Raw genomic sequence first — 2,035 nt, 5'->3', positions numbered from 1 at the left:
AACCTTACGGAACAAGGTTAAAGCTTTGCCGTTATAGACTCCCTGCTCACGCAGGGCGATGCGGCTTTCGCGGAACAGCTCACTCCAGTTGTCTTCGGTTTTTTCGCTAATTTCAATCCAGTATTTCTCAGGGATTGTTAGTTCGCTATCAACGATTTTACGAATTTGATCTTTATATTTGCTCGCCATCAGTTCACGAGATTTTTGCGCAAAACCTTCAGGTACTTTTTCCCAACGAACAATTAGCTGCATGGTGATCTGCAAGCTTGGCCATTTGATAACACCACCGCCTGGCTCAAGGCCTTTGTACATTTCCATAGGCTCGTAAGCTAAGCCTGGTGCGCCGGTAATATCGACCGCTTTGTTATTAAATTTTTGGAGCGCGTTAGCAATACTTGATGATACTGGCGTCATGCCGATACGTGTCGCTAAATATTCAGTTTCAGGCGCATTATCGAGCACGGTGACACGCTTGCCAGCCATATCTTCTGGGTTCTGAATACTCTTGTCATTAACGAATAAGAAGATCGCACCGATCGGCGCAATACCGATGATCTCATATTCGCCGCTGCGCATAATTTTCGCAGCACCAGGACTGCTTAAAGATTTGATGACGATGGCCAGATGGTCGTAGGTTGGCAATGCGCCAACGGCATTAATACTGCCTGTAAATGAGTTGTACTCGCGTGCCCGTATGCCAGGTAAGTTGAGCATATCGCATACGCCATTTTTAAACTCTTCTGAGGCGACACGATCATCGGTATATACCTTAAAAGACAAATCAACACCCCAACGCACGGCATCGATTTTGTATTCCTTCATTTCTTTGTGGATGGGGCCATCATGGCCAACAAAGTCGAAGACGCACATAGTGAGCGGCTGAAGTGCATTTGCATGTGCTGTTTTGGCTAAAAGTAAGCCTGTTAAAACTACTGAAAGAAGACGTAACATACTGACAAGTCTCAAAGTTTTTCTTATTAAATCGAATGCTAACGTAAAGTATGATTTAGAGAAATGTTCTATTCGGAAAATGAGAGTTCTATCCGGTTAATTGAATAGGTTTCATGCAAGTCCCCCTAATTAAAGGGTGAGTGATCGTACAAGAGAGGGAACAATATATATGGCGTTATCCCTGAATATTCGTGAAGCACAGCTGGCTGATTGGGATCGTATCTGGCCATTTTTTAGCGACATTGTTCGTGCTGGCGATAGTTATCCTTATTCTCCTGATATCAGCAAAGAAGAGGGGTTTCAGCAGTGGATGGTCATGCCTCAATTTACCTATGTTGCAGAGCAATCTGGCGAAGTGGTCGCTACGTATTACATTAAACTGAATCAAGCGAGCTTGGGCGCGCATGTTAGCAATTGTGGTTATATGGTATCGCCTTCGTATCGGGGGGGAGGGATTGCTAGCCAACTATGTTTACATTCGCAGTCCATTGCTGTAACGCTTGGCTATAAGGCAATGCAGTTTAATTTGGTTGTTTCTTCGAATAGTTCAGCGGTCCATCTATGGACTAAGTTAGGGTTCGAAACGGTGGGCCGATTACACAAAGCATTTGATCATCAAAAGCTCGGGTTCGTGGATGCACTAGTTATATATAAGTGATTGCAAGATTAAGTGACAAGATAAGGTTTTGAGAACAGACTTGATTTAGCTAAAGCCGAGACACTTTGTATTTCAAGGTACTCTGCTACACTAACCTTATCTGATTAGAAGTAGTACACATTGTTAGGAGAAGAATATGTTAAAGAAAGTACTAATGGCTGGGATTGTGAGTGTTACTTTAGGTTCTAGTTTTGCGATGGCCGGTGATGCCGCTGCAGGTAAAGCAAAGTCAGCTGTGTGTGCTGCTTGTCATGGTGCAAATGGTATTGCAACGATCAAAACTTACCCTAATTTGGCAGGTCAGAATAAAGAGTATTTGGTCTCTTCTTTGAAGGCTTACAAAGCAAAACAGCGCAATGGTGGAATGGCGGCAATCATGCAAGCACAGGCGGCTGCTCTTACTGATGCGGATATGCAGAACCTTGC

The 2,035-nt window shown here is 43.8% G+C and carries 3 protein-coding genes; 2 read left to right on the top strand and 1 reads right to left on the bottom strand.

The annotated features are described in order from the left end of the window. On the bottom strand, nucleotides 1-951 hold a 951-nt coding region (locus tag A3762_RS13020), incomplete at its 3' end, for a putative solute-binding protein (RefSeq protein WP_068755956.1). A gap of 169 nt (nucleotides 952-1,120) precedes the next feature. Here A3762_RS13020 and A3762_RS13015 point away from each other — a divergent pair. Both A3762_RS13015 and A3762_RS13010 read left to right on the top strand, forming a co-directional pair. Next, a complete protein-coding gene (locus A3762_RS13015) occupies nucleotides 1,121-1,609 on the top strand; it encodes a GNAT family N-acetyltransferase (RefSeq protein WP_231878807.1) in 489 nt (162 codons plus the stop codon). A 136-nt stretch (nucleotides 1,610-1,745) separates the two neighbouring features. Next, nucleotides 1,746-2,035, top strand: a 290-nt coding sequence (locus tag A3762_RS13010; RefSeq protein ID WP_068501628.1) for a c-type cytochrome, incomplete at its 3' end; no start/stop codon positions are given.

The sequence above is a fragment of the Oleiphilus sp. HI0125 genome (genome assembly GCF_001635355.1).
Note: the sequence above shows the minus strand (reverse complement) of the source record. Positions and strands in the feature narration are given on the sequence as shown.

What these genes read in the sequence shown, in the direction of transcription:
- A3762_RS13015 (WP_231878807.1), top strand. Translation starts at nt 1,121, where the DNA reads ATGGCGTTATCCCTGAATATTCGTGAAGCACAGCTGGCTGATTGGGAT.